This window comes from Belliella filtrata (genome assembly GCF_022549775.1).
GTDB lineage: Bacteria > Bacteroidota > Bacteroidia > Cytophagales > Cyclobacteriaceae > Belliella > Belliella filtrata.
This window is the reverse complement of the sequence record NZ_JAKZGP010000005.1, coordinates 1-21,990: the sequence shown is the minus strand read 5'-3', so window position 1 is coordinate 21,990 and position 21,990 is coordinate 1. Positions and strand designations below refer to the sequence as shown.

The window sequence follows — 21,990 nt, the reverse complement described above, 5'->3', positions numbered from 1 at the left end:
CTTTCTAAAAATACATACAATCAATTTTTTAGCTAGCCTTAAATCAATGGATCTTCCATAGCAATAGTTTTCTCATATTTTTCGACTGTAACTCCAAATTTTTTCAGGAATTCAACACCTTCATCAAAAGGTAAGCCTTTGTATTCTGCATAAGAATACAGGTAAATTACGCGATGTATTCCCATTGAAAATATGATTCTAGCACATGCCAAACAAGGCGCTAAAGTCACATAAAGTGTTGATCCTTCTACAGAGGTATTGTTCTTTACAGCGTATAAGATAGCATTTTGCTCTGCATGAATCGCCAAAGTACAGCTTCCTTTACTATCTCTAGCACATCCTTCGTGAGGAAATTCCTCGTCGCAATTGTGTGTGCCTGAAGGAGGTCCGTTATATCCAATAGATATGATTCTAGTTTCCTTGGTCAATACTGCACCTACATGCTTTTTGATACAATGAGATCTCTTGGCTAGATTCACTGCCAATTCCATAAAAATATCATCAAAATTCGGTTTATCCATCTCTAAAGCTGTACGGTATTTAAGGGAAATTAAGTTGAATTGGCAAAGAAAACAAATCTTCATCGGATTGTGAGCTTTATTTCACAAATTTCAGAGGATAAATTTTTACTTTTGTATCAAAGGTTTTACAACATGGAAAAAGAGAAATTACCTGAAGAACAAATGATAGTCCGAGATTATCTTGCCAGACAGCGAACCACACTTGCCAATGATAGAACGCTTCTTTCATATATCAGAACATCCCTTTATTTTTTGGTCAGTGGTACAGCCCTTATGGAAGTAAACGTATTGAGTCACATCAGTGACTTGGGTTACCTGGCATTTGCTTTAAGTATTGGTTTGATGTTTTTAGGCTTTTTCAATTATTTCAAGGTAAAAAAGAAGTTAAAAAAAGGCGTTTACAACACCATGTAAGCTATTTTTATTCATCATTTTTACTTATTAATTCTTATAAATTGTAAATATTATTTCATTGGAATACATTCAAGATAAAAGCTATGCGCTTATAGGATTCGCTGTAATTATAATAGCATTGCTCGCTATTGATTTATTTGTTTTCAATAAGGAAGCACATAAGGTATCTACAAAAGAAGCATTAAATTGGTCTATCGTTTGGATCGGGATTGGTTTACTTTTCGGTGGCTATATTTACTTAGACTTTGGAGCAGAAAAAGCATCTGACTATTATGCTGCATTTATCATAGAAAAAGCATTGAGTGTTGATAATCTCTTCGTCTTTATTTTAGTATTCAAGTATTTCAAAGTACCTGATAAATATCAACACAAAGTATTGTTTTATGGGATTTTAGGAGCCATCATTTTACGTGCTTTATTCATATTCTTTGGAGTTGCTCTTATTGAGCTTACTTTCCTGCCTACATTTAGTGTACTGGGATATGAGGTGAAAATCAATGTGATATTAACCATTTTTGGTTTCTTTTTGATCTATGCAGGAATTCAGACATTTGGCCAAAATGATCAAGATGATTCAGCTAAAGACTTTTCCAGGTCGCTGGGCACTAGACTGATTCACAAAATATTCCGAGTAGACAGCAATTATCATGGAAGCAATTTTTTCGTTAGGATAAACGGCAAAAGGTTTGCGACTCAACTCTTGGTAGTAGTGGCTGTTATTGAATTCACAGATCTATTATTTGCCGTTGACTCTATACCTGCAATATTTGCCATTTCTAATGATCCTGTGATATTGTATACCTCCAATATTTTTGCAATTCTTGGACTTAGGTCTTTGTATTTTTTACTTGCCAATAGCTTTGATATGTTTCATTACCTTCATTATGGGTTATCTTTCATTTTAGGCTTTGTTGGAGTAAAAATGCTTATTTCGGCATTTTATCATCCGCCAGCATACATTTCGCTGACAGTAATCATTTCCATTCTTGCCATAAGTATTATAGCTTCATGGAAAAGGTATAAATCCTTGCAAGAAAGCAAGTAGTTTGGTAAACTTCTTGCTTTAAGTGTTAGAAAAAACCAACTAACATTATGAAAGCATTTGGAATTATATTAATCGTCGTAGGCATTGCCATGTTTATCTTTTCAGGATTTTCATTCAATACGGAAGAAAACATTATCGATGCAGGTCCTATTCAAGTTAATAAAGAAAAGGAAAATGAAGTAAGTTGGCCAAACTATGCAGGTGGTATTAGCATAGCAGCTGGAATTATTTTACTTATCACCACAAGAAAAAAATAGGATTTTATAATCCTATTCAATCATTTTTGGCTATTTTCGATATGATTTGTCATTTGCACAAATCATATCGAAATAATTTTGTTATCATCAAACCTAAATCAAACCTTGAAACTAGCCGCTGTAGACATCGGATCAAATGCCATTAGACTGCAAATCACCAATGTAACTCATTATGAAGGCAGCATCAACTTCAAAAAACTTGAGTATTTAAGATTTCCGCTCAGACTAGGCATGGATGTGTTTCATGTCCAAAAAATTAGCGAGAAAAATAGGAGAAAGTTTGTCAAATTAATGAAGGCTTTCAAACTTTTAATTGATCTTTATGAAGTCGATGATTATATGGTCTGCGCAACTTCGGCCATGAGAGAGTCTTCTAATGGTAAAGAAATTGTAGACGAAGTAAAGCAAGACATAGGATTGAAAATTCAAATCATAGATGGAAATCGGGAAGCCGAGCTGATTAACCTAGCTTTATGGTCTTATATAGATGATAAGCCCTATTTACATATAGATGTAGGTGGCGGGAGTACAGAGCTTAATATTTACAATAAGCAACAGAAGGTTGCTTCTAAATCATTCAAGATTGGATCCGTCAGGGCACTAGATGATAACATTCCTGAAACCGTCTGGAGGAGTATGAATAAGTTCATCAGTGATCATATTTCTAAAAAAGATAAAATCACTTGTATTGGAACTGGTGGTAACATTAATAAAATATTTGAGCTCAGTAATCCATCCAAAAACAAAAGATACATAAGTATTGAAAAGATCACCGAGATCAAAGCTTATTTAGAGACTTTTTCTTATGATGATAGGGTAAATAAGCTCAATTTGAACCCCGATCGGGCTGATGTGATTATACCAGCCAGTAAAATTTACCTTGCCGCTATGTCAGCCGCGTCCTCAAAAAGAATGATAGTACCCGATGTGGGGTTGAAGGATGGCTTGATGAATGTACTCTATGAAAGAAATAAAATGAAAAAGTCTAACAATTAACTTTTTGTTTTCAATTTACTTTCTTATTTCATTACTATAAGAACAAGCGAGGGTTTTAGAATTAGCTTCTAAAACCCTCGCTTTTATATATATTCAATCTCCGTTGGTCTTTAATTGGATGGTAACACTTTTGTGCTAACCTCACCAAAGCCTACTCTTATTCCATCACGCTCACTGTAACCTTTCAGTGTTACTGTATCTCCATCCTCTATAAAGGTTCTCTCCTCTCCATCCTTTAGTTGAATTGGTTTTGTGCCTTTCCAAGCTAGTTCTAGCATTGATCCATAACTATCTTCTGTAGATCCAGAAATTGTTCCTGAGGCATACAAATCTCCAACATTGATATTGCATCCATTGACAGTATGATGAGCCAATTGCTGGGCAATGTTCCAATACATGTGTTTAAAATTAGAAGTACAAACCTTACTTGCTTCATTATTCTCAGGTTTGATATAGACTTCCAAATTGATGTCAAATGCATGATTATTTTGACATTGAAGGTAGGGTAAGACAGGCGTATCTTGATTAGGCCCAGCCATCCTGACGAACTCTAAAGCCTCCAAAGTAACAATCCAGGGAGATATACTTGATGCGAAATTCTTACCTAGAAAGGGACCCAAGGGAACATACTCCCAAGATTGAATATCTCTTGCAGACCAATCATTGAACAAAACAAATCCGAAAATATATTCTTCAGCTTCTTCTGTACTTACACTTTCACCCATCTTTGTTTGTCTACCGGTGATAAATGCCAACTCTAGTTCAAAGTCTAACCTTCTGCTAGGTCCAAATGCTGGAACATCCATATCAGGATCTTTAAACTGTCCTTTCGGTCTAGTAATAGGAATTCCTGAAGGAATGATTGAAGAAGCTCTTCCGTGATATCCTACTGGCAAATGTTTCCAATTGGGCAACAGCGCATTATTAGGATCTCTAAACATGGTACCTACATTAGTAGCATGCTCGATACTGCTATAAAAATCAGTATAATCGCCTATTTTCACTGGCAGCAACATTGTCGCTTCTTTTCTTCCCACCATCGCTTTCCCTCTGCACTGATGCTCTCGAAGATTCTCATTCTCTTCAAGAAGCAACTCTTGAACCCTTTCCCTTACTTTTTTAGTAACAGGTTTACCTAATGCTATAAAGTCATTAAGAGAACTCCTTAAGAAAATATCATTTGGCAATTGGGTGATATCAGAAAAAAAGCCTTCATCATGCAATACAGAAAGATCAACAATTTTGTCACCTATAGCAACCCCTGCCCTTGCAGAAATTCTCTTCGTTTCAAAAACTCCAAAAGGAAGATTGTAAATAGTAAAGTCTGAATTTTTGGGTACCTGAACCCAAGTGGTCATGGGTTTAATATTCTGATCACTCATCTTTGAAAGTTTAATGATGGAGCAAAGTTAATATTTAAAATCATATGTAAAAAAGTAGTCCAAATACTGTAAAAAATATTAAAAATCAAATAGTAAAATACTACCTGACTTGCTTCATTTCTACTTTACTTTTTTATTCCCTTTGCACTTTTTGGAACAATAAGTTACCGAGTCCCAATTTTTCTCCCACTTTTTCCTCCAAGAAAATGGTCTATTACATACAGGGCAAATCTTTTGCGGCAAAAATTCCTTTTTCATTCATTTCAAACCCGGCTTAGTTGAAAAAGTTTTAGGTTATTAACCCTTAAATAAATTCAAAATAAGTTAAGACGTCATAATTTGTCATTATTCTTATGTCTATCTATATCCCTTACATTCTTCTTTTCAAAATTCTTTTTCAAAGCGTCTGTGAGGTCTATGCCTGTCTGATTTGCCAGGCAAATCAATACCCATAGTACATCCGCCATTTCATCTCCAAGATCACTTCCTTTGTCTGATTCTTTGAATGATTGCTCACCATATTTTCTAGCCATAATGCGAGCCAATTCTCCAACCTCCTCCATTAGGATCGTCATATTTGTCAGTTCATTAAAATACCTAACTCCGATAGTTTTTATCCAATGATCCACCGCCTCTTGTGCCTCCTTTATGGTAATATCTTCTTTTTTCATACCCTGTTTTTTGAATCAATGTGAATAGTAACTGGCCCATCATTCACCAAAGACACTTTCATATCCGCTCCAAACTTCCCAGTTTCTATAGGTCTATTAATAAGTGAGGAGAGTTTTAATATCATGTTTTCATATAAAGGAATCGCTACATCTGGTTTAGCAGCTTTGATATATGATGGCCGGTTTCCCTTCTTAGTGCTCGCATGTAAAGTAAATTGAGAAACTAAAAGTATATCACCTTTGATATCAAGAAGACTTCTGTTCATTACATCTTTATCATCTGGAAAAATCCGCATATTTACTATTTTATTACAAAGCCAATCGATATCACTCTGGTCATCTGCATCTTCCATACCAATTAATATCATCAAGCCATCTCCTATACTTCCTATAGTTTCATTATCCACTATCACATGGGCTGAAGATACGCGTTGAATCACAGCTATCATCCTTTCTTATTTATATCTTGCATTACAGATGAGGGAATCTCCTCTACCCGAAGTTGACTTTCATTTAGTGCATACTTAATCATTGATTTGGCTACTTGATAATCATAAATCGGTCTTACTTTTTTAAGTAACTTCAACCAAATCAAAGGTTTCATCACAACTTTGGCCAGCTCTTCACCAAGCCGAAAATCTGACCTACTTCCCATCAGAAGTGATGGTTGAAATATTCCAAGGTAATCAAATGAAAATACTTTTAAGTCTTCCTCTGTTTCACCTTTTACTTTATTGTAGAATATCTTTGAAGTAGGGTCTGCACCTAGAGCACTGACATATAAAAATTTACTAGCACCCAGTTTTTTGACAAATTTAGCATAACCGATCACCAAGTCATGATCAACTTTATAAAACTGATCCTTAGATCCAGCTTGTTTGATGGTTGTTCCTAAAGAGCAATATGCATGAATTTCATGAGTCCCTTTGTTTAAAGCATCAACAAGTGGAAACATTATACCTCCAATATCTTCTTGTCTCAACAAAAATTCCAAGTTCCAATCACTTATGATTCCCATATCACCAGAGATTTGGATAAGTTTATCATGTTTCAATGCCAATTTTCTCCTACCAACCGAAAGAATATACTCATAATTAGAGTTTTGGATCAACTTATGTAAAAGTTGCATTCCAATCATCCCAGAGGTACCTGATATTATTGCAATTTTAGTCATAATGGCTTAGATAGTTTTTTTCCCATTCACTTTCTCCCACTCCAAAAACGCCTCAACTTCCACCTTCAATGCATTAAAAATTGCAATAATCACCGAGATATCATCCGCATACCCTATCACAGGTAAGAAGTCTGGAATGATATCAATTGGAGTAACAAAGTAAAATAAACCAAGCACTAAAAGTCCTAAGGTTTTCATTGATAACTTATGTTCTCCAGATTTGTGAGCATATATCATTCGCTTGAAAATCATTAAAGGTTCCATAGCAAGTTGGACTTTTGGATGATCTTTTAGCTGTTGAACCCTTTTGGCAGCATTATGCATTAGCTGTTTCAATTTGCCCTCTTCGCCTATGATAGCATTGACTTGATTCATATAGCGCTGTTTAGCCTTTTCGAAGTATTCTTGTGATTTTCCTATTTTGATTCCCATAACTTAAAAGTAAATGCTAATTTCAGATTTCACCTGAGACAGTGCATTTTGTATGCCATCATTGCGATGTTCGAGGGATTTTTGAAAAATTCTCTTGCCTAAATCGATTCCTCTGGCATCCTCATTCAAATCTTGATATGCTGTATTGACCATGGTGACTACTGACTCGACGGCACTTCTGACAGTTTGCCAAGTAGCATCAGAAAAGTAAACTTGTTGAGAGAGATTATGATTAAACTCTTCCCTAATCTCGAAAAGTAACTGTCCATGTAAGTCTTTTGCCGAAAAATCTGGTTGATTGATTCTTCTCACAAGATTATTTGGAGTCACCCTTTCCAGAAAAAGGCAAATTCTTTCAGCAGCTTGTAATCTTACAGGGATAATTAATTCAGAATTTTTTGTTTTGATTTGTATAAGTTGATTTTCTCTTTCTTTTTTCAAAAATGAAACAACTGTCAAATACATGCCATATATCACCAGTCCAGCTGGAAGTACTATTTTAAAAAGGTCTGTTACAAATTCCATAAATCGATAATTCATCAATGAGGATGTGAATATCCGAAATTTAGAATGTAATCGAGAAAAATCTCTTCTGAAAAAAGAAAATTGTTTTTCTATTTGCTACTAAACGATCAAAATTAGGCAAAAATTCTATCAGAAGACAAGTCCAATTCAGAAAGGTATTTTTCAAAATCCATATAATCGATCTCTTTGATCATCATGATTAATGTATGAGCAAACTCTTGCTTACACAAGCTTACAAAAAAACCAAAATCATCATCCTTGCTTTTAACTATCCTTTTTTCATCAAAAATCCTAGTTAACTCAACTTTGCTTTTAGATTTAACTAAAAGTTGATCTTGAGCATTTTCATTTATCACGATAGAAAAAGTACCGTGAAGTGAATTAATTACCATAATTAATAATATTATTTTTCTAAAACCTAATAAGTACTAACCGTTAATAACTCTCATTTCACCAAATATCAAACTAATAATCAGTCTAAAATAAAGCGCACCATAATTCAACAACTTAAGAACGTAAAGTTAATGAGTACTGGACTTATTAAAAATACCCTGATCATGGTATTTTTTTAACTTCAAGCCTAAAACATGTCAAAAACATATTTCAAATTTAATAAACATAAATTAAAAAAATGACAAATGTAAGTTGATTTTATTGTTAATTTTTGGATAAAACATTTTGAGATTAAGAAATAACGTATTTGAATATTTATTATGAATAAAACATGTATTCTTCACTTATTTGCTTTATAACACCCTTACGAAAACTTTATCAAATTATAATTACCTTCAAATTCGTGAAACTATACCTTATAATTAGATCCTATATGCCTAAACATTTTCTAACAAGAGAGTCAGAAGCTAAAATTAATTTGATGTTATAGCAAAATTTTCTAATTGATAAACAAGCGATTAAAATTCTAGAATATAAATACCTTAATTTTATCACTCAATATGCTTTTTATGTTTTGCTTATTTCAATAATAATCCTTTATATTTGCATCACTTTAGAAGGAAGAAAAATCTAATATTGACTTTCATTCGATAGTTTTGGTAGTTTAGCATATACCAAAATATGTCATGAGGTAAGTATCAAAAAGTAGATTAACAAATATAATTCGTTTTTCACTCATTGATAAATTGTCATACGGACGTTAAAATAGAGAGTTGGGTGAGTGGCTTAAACCAGCAGTTTGCTAAACTGTCGTGCGGGTAATTCCGTACCGGGGGTTCGAATCCCCCACTCTCTGCCATTAAGTTCGGGGTGTAGCGTAGCCCGGTATCGCGCCACATTTGGGATGTGGAGGTCGTAGGTTCGAATCCTGCCACCCCGACAACAAGGGAGTCTAACTCCTTTTAAAAGCCTGTAAATCGTATGATTTACAGGCTTTTCTGTTTTTTTCGATATCAATACAATACAAGCAATTTCAAGAAAAATGAGAACAATACGGTGAACAAAATATACTTGTATATTTGTTCACTGGAATCGAGTTAAATATCTGTAAGTCTGTTTTTTAACTCGTTTATTTTGATCTGTTTTTGTTCTGTTTGAGTAGCCATTTGAGAACAGCTCATCGGAAACGAATACAAACAGTTCTAAAACCTCATAAATGAAATTGCCATGAGATCGACAAACAATTTCGGGAATCGGTTTATTTTAAGTGAGTATTCCAATACAAAGTATACCACTATTCCAAGGGAAAGTATACCAGCATTCCGAGGCAAAGTAGACCAGTATTCCAAAGGAAAGTAGACCAGAAATTCCGTGGCAAAGTATACCATTCAAGGATCAGACGATTTTGGTTTGCCCGTTGGTCTGTTTGGTTAAAACCTGCCATTCCGACATAAAATACACCAAAAATCCCGAAGGAAAGTATCCCTCTTAAGAGGTTTATCCATCAGTTATTATATTTTCGGGTTCCACCAAACCGAAGAAATATTGGCCAAAAAACCACTTAGTATGGGCAGGATAAGACAGATTTTATTGATGCTTGACAGAAGATTATCCAAAAGGATAATCTCCAGGGAGCTTAAAATTTCCAGAAAGACCGTTCGGCAGTAAGGGAGGAAAATGCACCACCTTCATAAACAACCTACTTTCAATATTTTATATTTAATAACTTTGCAAATACTCACCGAATTACTCACCTTAACAAACAATCACAAATAACTGTTTTTCAATATGTTTTGAGAATATTGAAAAATATTTTGAAAAAATTTAAGCAGTTTTTCTTTTAATTTTAGTGCCCGTAATCAAATAACCCAAATCCTTATAATATCCAAAAAACTTACTTCCTTCTCTCACCAAAAACCTGCCCTTTAATAACAGCCCGTTCTTTAAATTTTACCATTTCAGATTCGATACAAACAACATAATAGCTTTCGAATATTAGGGTTAAGATCTAGCAGGCTTACTTTGCAGAGCTATGGAGTTAGAATTGGTTTGAAAGCATCTCCTCCAAAACCCAAAACTTCTTTTAGAGCCTATTTTTTGAACTTGGAGTAAAAATAGGATGTGTTCTTATTGTTCCAAATAGTTTGAGGATATATTCGATGGACAAAATGAAAAAATACTAACCGTGTTTTTCACACCTAGTTCCTAATACCATAAAATTGTGATCTCCCTTCATGCAATTTCATCCATATCAGTCACCAAAATGTAAGCCTATGCTGAAAACTCAATAAAGACTGTCGCTTTCATGCTATCATTTCACCTTTAAAAAACTCATTTTGAATAATGTTACAGGGATAAAAAAAAAGATAACTGGCTTTATTAGATTTTTACGACATAGTTTTGTCGCAATAACCTGTATCGCGACAAAATTCTATTATCGAGTTAATAATCTACTGACTTTATCGAAATATTAATTATCACGACATGAGAAACCAAAATGAACTGCGGATAATTGAAGAAAGAATTGCCCCATCTTCCAATGGTTCAGGCATATAGGGAATCCTAACGATTTGAGCAGGCTTTTTTCATTCTTGTACAACTCCCCTATTTGCAATCTTTTGATGATGTCAATAAGCGCGTTTCAAGATTAGCCGCAAACCTTCCATTTAACCGTTAAAATTTTGCCCCCTTTCATTTATTGATGTCCCTGAAGAAAGTTACATCAAAGGGTTACATGGTATCTATGAATTAAATCGCATAGAGTTATTCAAAGATGTGTTTTTATGGGCTTATCAGCGATCCGCATTACGCTATGCAGCGATTCGTCAATCAATTGGCGAACCCGATCCATTCCGTATGAAATATCGGGAAGAAATACGCGGTACTGTAGCGAATATTGTTAGAAATGAGATTGGAAAAGCAGAAGCATCCAAGATAATTAAAACAGAATCTCAAAAGCTTACTATCGAAGATCAGTTGAAATTCAACGAGGTCGTTGCCATTGAGCTTATGGGACTTCCTGAAGGGAGTTATGTACGCTATCGAATTAAACCTTCTGAGTTTACAGCATGAAAAAAACACTGGGGGTCTTAAAAAATCAATATTTACATTCGTAATAAAGCACAATTTTTAAAATGTTGTTATTATCACAGTAAATTTTCTTGAAAGCCTCTTAAATGGGGCTTTTATTTGTTTTACCTTAAAAAACACCCAGTTGTTAGAATTTTTGGCAAGATTGGAATACTTATGTTTGGAAAAGGGGAAATATCGGAAATATAATTGATATCACACTAGAATAGAATGATACCAACTATTGTCGAAAGTATATGTTACCACCAATACTGTAAAAACTGAGAGAAATGCTCATACTCAAAGTAATAGTGCTTTAAGACGCACCTTTTTTAGTAATTACATATGAAAAACCAAGATATGTAAAACATAGTGCTATTTAATGCTCTTTTTATTGACATTGTAAAAATTAGTATTACATTTGCATAAAATAATGCACTATAATGCACTTTTCAGAATTAATAAAAACCATAAAAGAACGTAGGGAAGCACTACAAGTAACACAGGAGGGCTTGGCAGAACTGTCTGGTGTTGGATTGAGAACTTTAAAACAGTTTGAAAGCGGAAAAGGAAATCCTACGCTGTCAACATTGCATAAGATATCTGATGTGTTAGGCATGGAGATTTGCCTAAAAATTAAAAATGTGACGCATACTAAATGAGAAAAGCCAAAGTTTTATTCAAAAATGAAGAAGCGGGTATCTTGACACAACACGATGATGGTTCGTTTTCATTTCGATATCACGATGACTGGGTAGCCAATAACGATAGGCAAAGCATCAGTCTAACTTTACCTAAAACCGAAAAAGAATTTCATTCTAAATACCTGTTTCCATTTTTTTTCAACATGCTTCCTGAAGGTTCTAATAAGGAAGTGGTATGCAAACTAAATAGAATCGACAGAGAGGACTATTTCGGATTGCTTATGACTACTGCAAAAAATGACAGCATAGGTGCTGTTAGAATAATTAAACTCAAAAATTAATGAGCTTACCCGAAACGAGCTTTTGTAATAAAATTACTTCCTAACTATGAAATGCGAGTTCCATTTGACCTTCGAAAAAAAATATGATGACAAATGAAATTAAACATTGTCCTGGCACATTATCTGAAGGTTTTAATACCTTTAGCAGAACAGCTTTGAATAGAGTTTTTCAGGGCAAGAAGGTGCATCATGTTTTGCCTTACGATTCTCCAGCATCCAACCCAGAAACTAATCAGATGTTTGAAGAGAATCGAAATCGCATGTCAATATCTGGTGTACAAGAAAAATTTTCTGTATTGCTTGACATAAACAAGTTAAGGCTTATTAATGAAAATGAACAAGGGACTTATATTCTGAAACCAATTCCAGGTGCCGGTAAAAAGCCAGATCAAATGCCTGCCAACGAGCATCTAACCATGCAAATTGCACGTCAAGTTTATGGAATAGAGACTGCAGAAAATGCATTGATATTTTTTAAAGATGGCACACCTGCATACATAACAAAAAGATTTGATGTAAAAGAGGATGGTTCAAAATTAGCTCAAGATGACTTTGCTTCCTTAGCAAAAAGAACCCCGCAAACACATGGAGAACATTACAAATATCTCGGGAATTATTTAGATATATTTGAATTAATGCGCAACTATTTAACAACTTACAAGATAGAAGCGCCAAAACTTTTAAGAATACTTGTCTTTAATTATCTTTTTTCAAATGGAGATGCACACTTTAAAAATTTCTCTATATTAGAAACACCCTTTGGAGATTATCGACTGAGTCCGGCTTATGACTTATTAAATAGCCATATTCATATAGAAGGTAAAGACTTTGCATTAGATGATGGTCTATTGCCTAGAAATCTAGCCCAAGGCAAAATCGGTTTGCAATTTGCTAAACTAGCAGAGAAAGCAGAAATAAGAGAAAAAACTTTTCAGGAAATCATAGCATTGATGACTTCCAAATCAGATTTAGTTGAAAAAATGGTAGCTGCTTCATTTCTAAATGATGCCACAAAAAGAAATTATTACCAATCGTATCAGGGAAAATTAAAACAATTGATTAAAGTTTAAGATCGAATAGAACGCTGATTTATCGGATCGAACAGATGGTCACAGATTCTAAAAAGAAAAATACTATTCAAAGTCGATTCAAAAAAATATTGAAGTTGTAGATACAATCTACACCTAGCCGTGGAGACAGATACAATCTACACTTAGCCGCTGAAACAAAATCTTTGAAATCCCTCAAGAACAGGATAAGGATAGCGCTTTTTTTATTAGTATGGGATAATTACATGTGTCAATTTTTTATTTTATTGTTTTAATAAATTATAATTAGATTTGATTTCACAGTTATCAATAAAAGAGAAATTAGTAGTAGTTCATATTGATTGATTTCAAAAATAATAGAATTTAAAATTTCAATTCTTTAATTTCTAAAAATGAATAAATTTCTAGTTGCAATTTTGGTGTTAAACATTGTCATTACTTTAATAGTCATTCTTTTCTATTTTGTTAGGCCAAAGACTATAAATCCAATTGTTGGCTATAGGACTAAATTGTCAATGAAGAACCAAGTAAACTGGGATGTCTCACAAAATTATTTTTTTAAGAATTGGATTTTCTTACTTCCTATTATCTATCTAACTCAAATATTAATGCTTTTTGGCGAAATACCGTTTAAATTTATCGGTTACATAGTTTTCTCAGAATTTATAGTTTTTACGCTAGCATTAATTTTTGCTACAGAAAAAAAATTGAAGAAAATTGATATGATAAAATAACTACTATGACACAGTGCAAAAAATAATGATACTGCCTTTAGTTTTCACTAGTTTATTTGTTAATTACTCAGAATCCTTTTTTAGAACCTTCTCTATTTATAACTCCACTTTTTTGCATTTCAGCCAAGTTATATTCTACCCGTTCGTAAGAAATTTTGAGGGAATTAGCCAACTCCTTGGTAGTGATATCTGGTCGTTTTTTTATCAGATCGATCATCTTTATAGCTGTTTTACTAAAGATAATTGGATAACAAACACACAAAGAACTAGAAAACAAGGTTTATTCCCTTTGAAGATTTATCCCATAACTAAAATGGCGCTTTGAATTGCCATCGATTACCTTCATTCCATTGATCATTCGAGTTTCCGTAAGCTGGATATCCTCCGTGTTGCTTCAATATTGAGGATAAATGTAAAAGGTTGTAAGTCATGAATGTTGTCATTTTGTTAGTAAAATCAGCATCATAACCTTTGGGTGGAAATATTTTCTCTCCATTATATTCTGTATCACCGTAACTTGGACCTGGCCCAACCTCTCCTATCCAACCGCTATCTGCTTGCGGAGGAATGGTAAATCCTAAATGCTGTAAAGAATACAAAATCCCCATTGCACTATGCTTTATCCCATCTTCATTTCCCGTAATAAGACATCCTGCAACTTTGCCATAGTATATATTTTGCCCTTTTTCGTTGGTCTTATCACTCATTGCATCTAACCTTTCAATTAACTTCTTGGCTTCCGATGATTTTTCACCTAACCAAATTGGACTTGCCAAAATCAAAATATCTGCAACTATTATTTTCTGATAAATTGACATCCATTCATCAATTTCCCAACCATATTTAGTCATGTCTGGATATATTCCAGGAGGAATTTGATGGTCAATCAGCCTTATTTCTTCTACTTTTACACCTTCTCGCTCCATGATTCCTTTGGATACATTAATCAGCCTTGAGGTATGACTTATCCTAGGTGACTTTTCTAAAGTACAGTTAACAAATACTGCACTTATTTCATTAAAATTATTTGATCCACTCATCTTAACATCCAATTTAAATAGTTGAAAATTTTAATTCGGTTCAGCTTTAGATAGATTCAAATAAGACACCAGAAAAGAAAGAAAAAATAGAATCTTCCTAAGCTATCTTAATTTTAATTTTGTCAAAATTTAAAAGCATTATTCCTATATATAAAAAACCTAATGGTCACAAAAGAGCCTTATAAATTAGCTTTAAAGCACTTGTTACACTTCAAATTGTTGCTATTAAAAAGAAGAATATTCATCTAATTTCTGTCTTCTTTACTCCATGATTTCAGTGTAAAAAATTATTTCTGTGGTCTTGAAGTAACAATTTGCCCTTATAAAACCACTATTTACTTTTAAATTCATCAATACAGCTTCTCAAGACTATCAAAATTTAAAAGCTTACTTTTTAAGCTAAAATTAGCCTTAATTACGAATATCTCATGTTTTGATTGGGTTAAGATCTCATTTCAGTTAGCATCAATACACCTTGTTAAATTTAATGGTTACACTCTTGCACTGGTTCAAATCATAAAACTAATTCAAAGAGTTGGCTTTATGATTTTATTAAAATTCTAAAAATAGAAATTATGGGAATCGAATTAATAATACTCGGCCTGTTCCTTTTCCTAGGAATATTGATTGTCATTGGAGTAATAGGAAAACGTAAAAGAAATAGATAATAAACCGCAAGCTTCTCCTTTTCAATAAATGAACATAAAGACAAAAACAAACTACAAACTCGCTTTTTACCTATGAAGTTAGCGGACAGTACTTAAAATTTATTGATTGTAAAACATTCATAACCATAACTACATAAACATATAAATTATGAATATCATGAATATTGGTTTCAATATACCTTGCATACAAATATCATTAAAAAAAGTATTTGGCCTACTAGAATTTGCCCAAATTCCTAGAAAAGATGGGAGAGCACAACCAAGAATTGAAGAGCCCGATGAAGAAAACAGAGGGTATGATGACATATTTCCTGGTAGCGATAATACACCTGATAGTGGGGGGCAAACTGACAAATCAAATCCTGAAGATCCAGTACATCCAGATACCAATACAGAAGAAACCGACCATGAAGATTCATCAAAAAAAGAGGATATATTTCCTTTAGAGGAAGATGATGATTGGGACAAAGATATCACAGAGGAAGAAATAACTCAAACAGACGAAGTTTGGGAATCAGAAAAAAACAAAAAAAATGATGAATTCGATATCCCTGATGATATCGATGAATATGATCCTGACCATCCATTGAAAGAACTTCCAGATTCAGATGAAACTAATGAAGAATTTGAGGAAACCCAAGAGAAACCTATCGTGGAAACACCTGATGAAGAAGTTCCTCCAATTGATTTCCCTGATGAAGACGAACTCGATCTCAAACCATAAAATAAATTCAAGAATGATAAGCAAATCCACATCAATGCCTTAACAGATTTAACCTATGAGTAATGTTCATTGGAAAAAAATGTATAAACAAATAATTGCTTAAAATATGACAATCATAATCAAGAAGTTCTATTCGTCTCAATTATTACTTCTTTAACTAAGTTGTATTTTTCTTTAATCGATTTATAATATGACTGGTATGGAAGTCTGTTTTTATTTTTGTCCAAATCAAAAATACCCGAATTGTGAAAACAAGATAGATCATCCCAATCTGGCCTATCGATCACTGGATATAGGCAAATTCCTCGAAGATCTACCCCTAAATACACTGCTTCTAAGCATTCTTCTATTATTTCTTCAAACCAAGTAGTACGTCCAATACCAATATGACCTGTCTCACTAATAAACAAAGGTTTATCATATCTAGCATAGCTATTTAAAAGCAATGCAGAAAGTCTTTTTCTTTTATTGGATAAGTCTGGCCATGGAAGAGGCCCTGAATTTATTTCCCATTGACAATTCCAATAATAATTAAAGCCTAATCCGTCTACAAGACTTGAGTTACCGCCTAATTCTGGACATATCCTACCCAAAATTATATCCATAGCTTGGTATTGGTAACTATTTTCTTGATTTGCACTTTGAAAATCTTCACTAGATTCATGATGCACCCATACCAAAGGCTCTACAAGGTATATAAATGCTGAGGGTAGTATTTTGCGGACACATTTGATGCCTAGAATAGCCGCTTCACATAGTTTGTATTTCATTTCCCAACCATTGTTTTTTAGAAAAGGAGCTGTACTGGCTACTTCTCCAGACAACCAGGAAAGGAATCCAATTTCATTAATAGGAACCAAATGTAATTCTTGATCGGAGTTTGCCTTAAAGAACTTACAGAATTCTAGACAAAGGTTTACAAACCGCCTGCAAAACTGAGGATGGGAAGGATAAAGGTCATCTGGATAACCAAAATGAATGATATCCCATATTTGCTGAATTCCCAATTTGTCCGCCGCTTGGATTCTTGACAGCACTTCTCCAAAATTGTAGCACCCAGGTGCATATTCAACATTACTCCAACATAGACCTTCCCTGACGGTATAAATCCCAAGTTTTTTTAACTCCATGTAATCTTCAAGGACTCGTATATCATGAGCTGTTTCCTTAAGCAGATTAACCCTTTCACCATGTATATTTATATGATCTGCACACTCAAAGCCACCCATCAAAATAGACTTAAAATCTTTCATCTTTTATGAAGTTAAATTGCTATTTTGTTCTCCAAGGGATTCCAGCTTGTCATACAATTTAAGCGCATTTTTAAACGCTTGATCCATGTTAAAGTATTTGTAGTTTGCAAGTCTTCCAACAAAGTATATGTTTTTGAGTTTTTCGGCTTCAGCTTTGTATGCTTGATAAACCTTTCTATTTCTCTCGTTAGGAACAGGATAATAGGGCTCCCCACTTGCTACGGTATACTCTCTTGAGATTGTTGTCTTCTCTGCAGTTTGGTTTCCGAAATGCTTGTATTCGACTATTCTGGTAAAACCATGTTCCATTCCAGGATAATTTACTACTGAATTTTCTTGAAAAAACGCAGCATCTATAGATTCAAATTCAAAATTGATAGATCTATATTCAAGCTTTTCGTCGAACTCTTTTTTGAAAGCAAAAAATTGATCAATAGGTCCTGTGAAAAAAAGTTTTTCAAAATCGGCTAAGTGATCTTCAATGTCAAAATAGTCGGTATTGAGTCGCACGGAAATGTTTGGATTTGAAAGCATTTTTTCAAATAATTTGGTGTAACCTTCTTTAGGTAATGCCTGATATTTATCAGAAAAATAGCGACAATCATCATCGATTCTTACAGGAATTCTTTCCAATACCTCAGCGTCAAGCTCAATCGGGTATTTATCCCATTGTTTTTTGGTATAATGCTTAAACATTTTTTCATAAATCACAGGGCCAACTTTATTCAAAACTGTTTCTTCTCCATTTTTCGGATTATCAAAAGGTATCCTGTTATTTTGAAGCCATTTTTCCATATCCTCCTTAGTCTGAAGTTTTAAATCAAAAAGCATGTTTACTGTTTTGATATTTACTGGAATAGGCACAGTTTTATCATCCACCTTAGCAATTACCTTATGCTCCCAAGGATACCACTGTGTGAAACGATTCACATATTCCCACACTTCTTGATCATTTGTGTGAAAAAGGTGAGCTCCATACTTGGACACTAAAATCCCATTATCATCAACATAATCATAACAATTTCCAGCTATATGCTCGCGTTTTTCTAACAGCATAACTTTCTTTCCTGCATTGGCATACCTTTCTGCTAAGACAGCTCCTGAAATACCTGCTCCAACGATAACTATTTCATTTTTCTTCATTTCTCTATGGTCTCATTTATTATGGATTTCATACTACTTACCGTAATATCCCAAGAAGTCCTTTTGAGAATTGCTTCGTAGTGATCATTCATTTTTTGTGCTTCATCAGCCAATATTCTCTTGACCTCAAAAGCAAAATCATCTGCAGATGAAATAAATTTTACAATACTTGAATAATCTCTAACAACGTCTTTAATTGCAGTTGAAATAATTGGTTTTCCAGCACTCATGTATTCCAAGGTCTTAGTGGGACTTATAAACCTTGTCGATTCGTTCAAAGCAAAAGGCATCATGGCTATATCGAAGCCTTTAAGGTAATATGGTAACTGTGTATAAGGTTTGATTCCCAAGTAGTGTATATTAGTGAGTCTGGGGAGTTCTTCCATACCAATTTTCACCACGGGACCAATAAAGACAAACGAACATTTAGGTAGTATTTCTGCTGTTTTCCTTATCAATTCAAAATCAAGTCTTTCATCTAGTACCCCAAAGTATCCTATGACTGGTGAAGGTATTGATGACAATTCAGAAGGAATTGATATACCATTTTTTGCTTTTGAAAAATGTGCAATATCGACAGAGCTAGGGAAACAAAACACATTAGGGTGCAAGATAGATTTTGCTTCAAAGAGTGATTTCCCTCCTGTAAATACTATTGATGCCCTACTAAGCAATAACTTTTCCTGGAAGATCAACTCTGAAGAAGCTCCCTTAAAAAGCGATAGCTCATCCATACAATCGTACACAACTAATGAGAATAAAAACTCGCTCAAAACTCCTACAAATGAAGGTGAATAAAACCAAGCAATGGCCGTATTATTAATCCTAAAAAATTTCGAAAGCAAATCAGGTAGCTTTGTTAAATCTGAAATATTGGGTTGAAAAACATGCAGGTTTGGATTTACTTCAAAAACTAAGCTTCCTTTTTCAATTCTATCAACAGGCTCCTCGACAAAAAGCACTTTCAATTCATGAGAAAACCTGCTGATGATGTGTTGTGGTCTCTGGTAGACAAAGTCCCACCTTAGATGGCAAAAGACAACCATATCATAATCACATTGATTCGAGAATACTTTTTTAGATTGATTCAAGACAAAATTATTTATTGTTTTATCCTCACATAATTCTGCTGCTACATTTTCTAAATTCATTTCTTTGAAATTTAAGGTTAAAGTTGAAATACTAGGGTTAGCCAAATGGATGTGTCAAAAGACTAAAATGACATTAGAACTCCTATTGAGGTTAAGAAATTAAATTATTGATTTCGCTTATTTGTCAGCCATTATGGAAAATCAGTACCATATCCTTAAAAAAAGAAATGGTGTTCAATTAGCTGAAAACCTCAATAGCTATTTCTATAAACTTTAGCAGAATAATATCATTTAATAAGGTTTTCCAAATAATGAACCAAATAATAATTCTCCTTAAAGACGCTTTAAAGGGGTAAGATGTAATTTTTCACTAAAAAATTTGTTTCATTTTGTCACCCATTAATCACAAAATGACACATTCCTAATACCAATAATTTTTACTAGCCGTGATGATAATAGCAAATATTCTAGACTAGCTTTTTCAATTTTGATTGATGGTTATACCAGAATTTCTAGAATAGATTCAAAGTATGGTTTAAGTTCTATCATACCTTTTCAAATTTAAAAGAGACTACTCGTAAGATTTGGTTTTATTTTGCTAAGATGATATTTCATTTGGGACAAGTCTTTTTTCAATGTGGAAGTTTGAAAAAAAAGAGAACGACTACATCACTTATTGAACAATATTATTTACGAAATATCGATTCTTCAGAAATCAATTCTGTCATAGCTTTGAATTCGTTCTCAAAATGGATTAAATGTGATTCAATGTCAACCCCCAATAATCTTACCCCCATTAATGTGCAATACCTGACCTGTCATGTAGCTACTATCTTCAGAAGCCAAAAATACAAAGGCAGGTCCAACTTCAGATGGTTGTCCGGCACGTTGCATCGGTGTATCTTGCCCAAACTCTTTATTGTCTTCAAAAGTCGCAACAATAAGTGGTGTCCAGATTGGCCCTGGAGCTACGGCATTTACCCTTATACCTTTACTTGCCAAACTTTGAGAAAGTGATCTAGTGAATGCCATTATTGCTCCTTTGGTACTTGAATAATCAATCAATGACTGATTGCCTTCATATGCAGTAACTGAGGTGGTATTAATGATGGAATCTCCTGAAGTCATTTGAGGTAAAATCTCTTGAACCAAATAAAAGAATGAATAAATATTAGTTTCAAATGTCTCCTTCAAATCTTCAATTTCAATATCCAAAATAGAATCCTTAGGATGTTGAATGGCTGCATTATTTATAAGCACATCTACTTTACCAAATGCTTCCACAACCTTCTTCACTGCCATTTTACAAAATTCTCTATCTCTAATATCACCCATCAGCAGGATACATTTGGCACCTTCATATTCAATCAAACGTTGTGATTCTTTAGCATCTTCTTCCTCACTTAAGAAAATTATCGCAAGGTTAGCACCTTCTCTAGCTGCATGTACAGCTGCACTCCTACCGATTCCACTGTCTCCACCTGTAATCAATACTGTTTTCTCTTTTAATTTACCATTCCCTTTATAAGAGTCTTTAATAACCTCCGGTTTAGGTTTCATTTCATTTTCATACCCAGGCAAATCCTGATGTTGTTCTGGAAATTCAGTTGGCTTTTTCATAGTTTTTTTTTGGCTTTTTTATTTTTTATAGCAAATGGTATTTGAGGATTTTTAATTTTTGACCAACATCTAGTATGGTCATATGTAATTAACTTTACAAAAGTTTCGCCAAGTGATTAAGGTGGCTCCACTATTATGCCCATCCATTAATTGTATGGTAGCCTCTAGGGTTATACCAGTTTTTATAAATTTGATTTACTAAGTTTTTGTGAGACAAATCAAATAAATACATTCATATATGTATAAATAAGGATAATTACATATAAAGGCTTTTTGAACTCGTGTTGATTATACCCTCTCTCTTTTGTAATCAAAAACTAACTCTTTGATTGTCTTAAAATCTAGAAGATATCTTCCAATGGAAATTGATTGAGACGCAAAAAAGCTACAGAATGTGTAAATTCTACCTCAAAAGGCAAGATCACTTGCCTTTTTAAACTTGACTAATGAGAATTACATTTACATTTTCAAAGCGTAAAAGAAATTAATTTACCAGTTGGCATGAAAGCATTTGATCATTGCTAAAGCACTGTAAACGACCTCTAATTGACAGTAAATTAAACAAATAGAGTTATCTAAAGAAATCTTCATTCAAACTGATAACAGTTTTGTTTTTTTGAGGACTATTAAAATTAGTGTAACTACTCAGGTACATTATTTACTGACCAATATTCAAATATTTGGAGTCTTGTGCTCCTTTGTAGCGTATTGACGCGTATTTGTATGTTAATGTACGAAAATCAGCTTTAAAGTTGGTTTATCCACATTTTTTTGTGGGGAAAAACAGCGTGGATTATTGGTATT

26 protein-coding genes and 2 tRNA genes are annotated in these 21,990 nt (G+C 33.6%); 13 read left to right on the top strand and 15 right to left on the bottom strand.

The annotated features are described in order from the left end of the window. Positions 1-38: 38 nt before the first annotated feature. Positions 39-521, bottom strand: a complete 483-nt coding sequence (locus tag MM239_RS03535) for a deoxycytidylate deaminase (RefSeq protein ID WP_241346637.1) — start codon at positions 519-521, stop codon at positions 39-41. A gap of 132 nt (positions 522-653) precedes the next feature. Here MM239_RS03535 and MM239_RS03530 point away from each other — a divergent pair, with 132 nt between their 5' ends. The 4 genes from MM239_RS03530 to MM239_RS03515 all read left to right on the top strand — a co-directional run bounded on the left by MM239_RS03530 (position 654) and on the right by MM239_RS03515 (position 3,233). Further along, positions 654-935, top strand: a complete 282-nt coding sequence (locus tag MM239_RS03530; RefSeq protein ID WP_241346635.1) for a DUF202 domain-containing protein — start codon at positions 654-656, stop codon at positions 933-935. Positions 936-993: 58 nt separating this feature from the next. Next, on the top strand, positions 994-1,980 hold the full coding sequence (locus MM239_RS03525; protein ID WP_241346634.1) for a TerC/Alx family metal homeostasis membrane protein: 987 nt from the start codon (positions 994-996) through the stop codon (positions 1,978-1,980). A gap of 47 nt (positions 1,981-2,027) precedes the next feature. Then, positions 2,028-2,237 carry a hypothetical protein gene (locus tag MM239_RS03520; RefSeq protein ID WP_241346632.1) on the top strand — a complete coding sequence of 70 codons (210 nt, stop codon included), beginning with the start codon at positions 2,028-2,030 and terminating at the stop codon, positions 2,235-2,237. A gap of 105 nt (positions 2,238-2,342) precedes the next feature. After that, positions 2,343-3,233 (top strand): Ppx/GppA phosphatase family protein, encoded by an 891-nt coding sequence (locus MM239_RS03515; RefSeq protein WP_241346630.1) that lies wholly within the window; start codon positions 2,343-2,345, stop codon positions 3,231-3,233. 110 nt (positions 3,234-3,343) lie between these two features. Here the strand turns inward: MM239_RS03515 and fahA are convergent, their stop codons facing one another. From fahA to MM239_RS03475, 8 genes are all read right to left on the bottom strand, one after another. Beyond that, complete coding sequence (gene fahA, locus MM239_RS03510; RefSeq protein ID WP_241346772.1) at positions 3,344-4,591, bottom strand: fumarylacetoacetase; 1,248 nt, start codon at positions 4,589-4,591, stop codon at positions 3,344-3,346. 144 nt (positions 4,592-4,735) lie between these two features. Then, positions 4,736-4,873 (bottom strand): DUF2256 domain-containing protein, encoded by a 138-nt coding sequence (locus MM239_RS03505; RefSeq protein WP_241346629.1) that lies wholly within the window; start codon positions 4,871-4,873, stop codon positions 4,736-4,738. Between the two features lie 74 nt (positions 4,874-4,947). After that, a complete protein-coding gene (locus MM239_RS03500; protein WP_241346628.1) occupies positions 4,948-5,286 on the bottom strand; it encodes a nucleotide pyrophosphohydrolase in 339 nt (112 codons plus the stop codon). Beyond that, a complete protein-coding gene (dtd, locus tag MM239_RS03495; protein WP_241346627.1) occupies positions 5,283-5,735 on the bottom strand; it encodes a D-aminoacyl-tRNA deacylase in 453 nt (150 codons plus the stop codon). Before dtd ends, MM239_RS03500 begins: the two co-directional genes overlap by 4 nt. After that, on the bottom strand, positions 5,732-6,460 hold the full coding sequence (locus MM239_RS03490) for a Rossmann-fold NAD(P)-binding domain-containing protein (protein WP_241346626.1): 729 nt from the start codon (positions 6,458-6,460) through the stop codon (positions 5,732-5,734). Before MM239_RS03490 ends, dtd begins: the two co-directional genes overlap by 4 nt. A 6-nt stretch (positions 6,461-6,466) precedes the next feature. Next, entirely contained in the window at positions 6,467-6,892 is a 426-nt protein-coding gene (locus MM239_RS03485) for a YkvA family protein (protein WP_241346625.1), read from the bottom strand. A 3-nt stretch (positions 6,893-6,895) separates the two neighbouring features. Beyond that, complete coding sequence (locus MM239_RS03480; protein ID WP_241346624.1) at positions 6,896-7,417, bottom strand: DUF7935 family protein; 522 nt, start codon at positions 7,415-7,417, stop codon at positions 6,896-6,898. Between the two features lie 113 nt (positions 7,418-7,530). Next, the gene (locus MM239_RS03475) at positions 7,531-7,809 is read right to left on the bottom strand and encodes a hypothetical protein (RefSeq protein ID WP_241346623.1); all 279 of its coding nucleotides are present in this window, start codon (positions 7,807-7,809) and stop codon (positions 7,531-7,533) included. 768 nt (positions 7,810-8,577) lie between these two features. Here MM239_RS03475 and MM239_RS03470 point away from each other — a divergent pair. The 8 genes from MM239_RS03470 (at position 8,578) to MM239_RS03440 (ending at position 13,647) form a co-directional block, all read left to right on the top strand. Further along, positions 8,578-8,669 (top strand) — tRNA-Ser (locus MM239_RS03470). Between the two features lie 7 nt (positions 8,670-8,676). Continuing rightward, a tRNA-Pro gene (locus MM239_RS03465) sits at positions 8,677-8,750 on the top strand. 287 nt (positions 8,751-9,037) lie between these two features. Then, on the top strand, positions 9,038-9,169 hold the full coding sequence (locus tag MM239_RS20955; protein WP_262918427.1) for a hypothetical protein: 132 nt from the start codon (positions 9,038-9,040) through the stop codon (positions 9,167-9,169). Between the two features lie 1,497 nt (positions 9,170-10,666). Continuing rightward, the gene (locus MM239_RS03460) at positions 10,667-10,882 is read left to right on the top strand and encodes a hypothetical protein (RefSeq protein ID WP_241346621.1); all 216 of its coding nucleotides are present in this window, start codon (positions 10,667-10,669) and stop codon (positions 10,880-10,882) included. Between the two features lie 440 nt (positions 10,883-11,322). Further along, entirely contained in the window at positions 11,323-11,541 is a 219-nt protein-coding gene (locus tag MM239_RS03455; RefSeq protein ID WP_241295052.1) for a helix-turn-helix domain-containing protein, read from the top strand. Further along, entirely contained in the window at positions 11,538-11,864 is a 327-nt protein-coding gene (locus MM239_RS03450; RefSeq protein WP_241346619.1) for a HipA N-terminal domain-containing protein, read from the top strand. Before MM239_RS03455 ends, MM239_RS03450 begins: the two co-directional genes overlap by 4 nt. 83 nt (positions 11,865-11,947) lie before the next feature. Next, entirely contained in the window at positions 11,948-12,934 is a 987-nt protein-coding gene (locus MM239_RS03445; RefSeq protein WP_241346618.1) for a HipA domain-containing protein, read from the top strand. Between the two features lie 371 nt (positions 12,935-13,305). Beyond that, positions 13,306-13,647 (top strand): SdpI family protein, encoded by a 342-nt coding sequence (locus tag MM239_RS03440; RefSeq protein WP_241346617.1) that lies wholly within the window; start codon positions 13,306-13,308, stop codon positions 13,645-13,647. A 67-nt stretch (positions 13,648-13,714) separates the two neighbouring features. On the opposite strand, the gene MM239_RS03435 is transcribed toward MM239_RS03440, so the two are convergent. Both MM239_RS03435 and MM239_RS03430 read right to left on the bottom strand, forming a co-directional pair. Beyond that, entirely contained in the window at positions 13,715-13,909 is a 195-nt protein-coding gene (locus tag MM239_RS03435) for a winged helix-turn-helix domain-containing protein (RefSeq protein WP_262918435.1), read from the bottom strand. 46 nt (positions 13,910-13,955) lie between these two features. Then, positions 13,956-14,687 (bottom strand): flavodoxin family protein, encoded by a 732-nt coding sequence (locus MM239_RS03430; protein WP_241346615.1) that lies wholly within the window; start codon positions 14,685-14,687, stop codon positions 13,956-13,958. An 816-nt stretch (positions 14,688-15,503) separates the two neighbouring features. Between MM239_RS03430 and MM239_RS03425 the strand changes: the two genes are divergently transcribed. Beyond that, positions 15,504-16,079 (top strand): hypothetical protein, encoded by a 576-nt coding sequence (locus tag MM239_RS03425; protein WP_241346614.1) that lies wholly within the window; start codon positions 15,504-15,506, stop codon positions 16,077-16,079. 119 nt (positions 16,080-16,198) lie between these two features. Here MM239_RS03425 and MM239_RS03420 read toward each other — a convergent pair whose 3' ends face one another. The 4 genes from MM239_RS03420 to MM239_RS03405 all read right to left on the bottom strand — a co-directional run bounded on the left by MM239_RS03420 (position 16,199) and on the right by MM239_RS03405 (position 21,186). Beyond that, entirely contained in the window at positions 16,199-17,332 is a 1,134-nt protein-coding gene (locus MM239_RS03420) for a glycoside hydrolase family protein (protein ID WP_241346613.1), read from the bottom strand. Positions 17,333-17,335: 3 nt separating this feature from the next. Next, complete coding sequence (glf, locus tag MM239_RS03415; protein ID WP_241346612.1) at positions 17,336-18,475, bottom strand: UDP-galactopyranose mutase; 1,140 nt, start codon at positions 18,473-18,475, stop codon at positions 17,336-17,338. Further along, a complete protein-coding gene (locus MM239_RS03410) occupies positions 18,472-19,626 on the bottom strand; it encodes a glycosyltransferase (RefSeq protein WP_241346611.1) in 1,155 nt (384 codons plus the stop codon). Before MM239_RS03410 ends, glf begins: the two co-directional genes overlap by 4 nt. A 711-nt stretch (positions 19,627-20,337) precedes the next feature. Next, a complete protein-coding gene (locus MM239_RS03405; RefSeq protein WP_241346609.1) occupies positions 20,338-21,186 on the bottom strand; it encodes an SDR family oxidoreductase in 849 nt (282 codons plus the stop codon). Positions 21,187-21,990: the final 804 nt, after the last annotated feature.

Coding starts and splice junctions, on each gene's coding strand:
- MM239_RS03535 (WP_241346637.1), bottom strand. CDS start 521: ATGGATAAACCGAATTTTGATGATATTTTTATGGAATTGGCAGTGAAT.
- MM239_RS03530 (WP_241346635.1), top strand. CDS start 654: ATGGAAAAAGAGAAATTACCTGAAGAACAAATGATAGTCCGAGATTAT.
- MM239_RS03520 (WP_241346632.1), top strand. CDS start 2,028: ATGAAAGCATTTGGAATTATATTAATCGTCGTAGGCATTGCCATGTTT.
- fahA (WP_241346772.1), bottom strand. CDS start 4,591: ATGACCACTTGGGTTCAGGTACCCAAAAATTCAGACTTTACTATTTAC.
- MM239_RS03505 (WP_241346629.1), bottom strand. CDS start 4,873: ATGAAAAAGGAATTTTTGCCGCAAAAGATTTGCCCTGTATGTAATAGA.
- MM239_RS03500 (WP_241346628.1), bottom strand. CDS start 5,286: ATGAAAAAAGAAGATATTACCATAAAGGAGGCACAAGAGGCGGTGGAT.
- dtd (WP_241346627.1), bottom strand. CDS start 5,735: ATGATAGCTGTGATTCAACGCGTATCTTCAGCCCATGTGATAGTGGAT.
- MM239_RS03490 (WP_241346626.1), bottom strand. CDS start 6,460: ATGACTAAAATTGCAATAATATCAGGTACCTCTGGGATGATTGGAATG.
- MM239_RS03485 (WP_241346625.1), bottom strand. CDS start 6,892: ATGGGAATCAAAATAGGAAAATCACAAGAATACTTCGAAAAGGCTAAA.
- MM239_RS03480 (WP_241346624.1), bottom strand. CDS start 7,417: ATGGAATTTGTAACAGACCTTTTTAAAATAGTACTTCCAGCTGGACTG.
- MM239_RS03475 (WP_241346623.1), bottom strand. CDS start 7,809: ATGGTAATTAATTCACTTCACGGTACTTTTTCTATCGTGATAAATGAA.
- MM239_RS20955 (WP_262918427.1), top strand. CDS start 9,038: ATGAGATCGACAAACAATTTCGGGAATCGGTTTATTTTAAGTGAGTAT.
- MM239_RS03460 (WP_241346621.1), top strand. CDS start 10,667: ATGAAATATCGGGAAGAAATACGCGGTACTGTAGCGAATATTGTTAGA.
- MM239_RS03455 (WP_241295052.1), top strand. CDS start 11,323: ATGCACTTTTCAGAATTAATAAAAACCATAAAAGAACGTAGGGAAGCA.
- MM239_RS03450 (WP_241346619.1), top strand. CDS start 11,538: ATGAGAAAAGCCAAAGTTTTATTCAAAAATGAAGAAGCGGGTATCTTG.
- MM239_RS03445 (WP_241346618.1), top strand. CDS start 11,948: ATGATGACAAATGAAATTAAACATTGTCCTGGCACATTATCTGAAGGT.
- MM239_RS03440 (WP_241346617.1), top strand. CDS start 13,306: ATGAATAAATTTCTAGTTGCAATTTTGGTGTTAAACATTGTCATTACT.
- MM239_RS03430 (WP_241346615.1), bottom strand. CDS start 14,687: ATGAGTGGATCAAATAATTTTAATGAAATAAGTGCAGTATTTGTTAAC.
- MM239_RS03425 (WP_241346614.1), top strand. CDS start 15,504: ATGAATATCATGAATATTGGTTTCAATATACCTTGCATACAAATATCA.
- MM239_RS03420 (WP_241346613.1), bottom strand. CDS start 17,332: ATGAAAGATTTTAAGTCTATTTTGATGGGTGGCTTTGAGTGTGCAGAT.
- glf (WP_241346612.1), bottom strand. CDS start 18,475: ATGAAGAAAAATGAAATAGTTATCGTTGGAGCAGGTATTTCAGGAGCT.
- MM239_RS03410 (WP_241346611.1), bottom strand. CDS start 19,626: ATGAATTTAGAAAATGTAGCAGCAGAATTATGTGAGGATAAAACAATA.
- MM239_RS03405 (WP_241346609.1), bottom strand. CDS start 21,186: ATGAAAAAGCCAACTGAATTTCCAGAACAACATCAGGATTTGCCTGGG.